This is a genomic window from Bradyrhizobium sp. Kon58 (assembly GCF_055807455.1).
Map to the genome: position 1 here is coordinate 1 of NZ_JBVVOT010000529.1, position 254 is coordinate 254.

1 protein-coding gene is annotated in these 254 nt (G+C 57.1%); it reads right to left on the reverse strand.

Annotated elements, in window-relative coordinates; translation table 11 throughout:
* On the reverse strand, positions 1–254 hold a 254-nt coding region (locus tag AC0L20_RS41365; RefSeq protein WP_473295889.1), incomplete at both ends, for a hypothetical protein.

Consider the following 254-nt stretch of genomic DNA (forward strand, 5'->3'; position numbering starts at 1 on the left):
GTAGCGGGTTTCGATGGCGTACCATTGGCCGCGGGCACGCACATAGCTCTGCTGATTCTTTCCATCATAGACGCCGTTGGCCCGACGGCTGAATTCCAGGGTTTGCTCATACGTGACTGGCGCAATGTAGTCGTCAAGATCAGGCATGCGTTGCAGACCCCCATCGCCCAATGGGATATACCGGGGGCCGAACACAGTATTGGTCAGTGGATCGATCAGGCGATACTCAGGCAACAGATCGGTGCCGACACTGC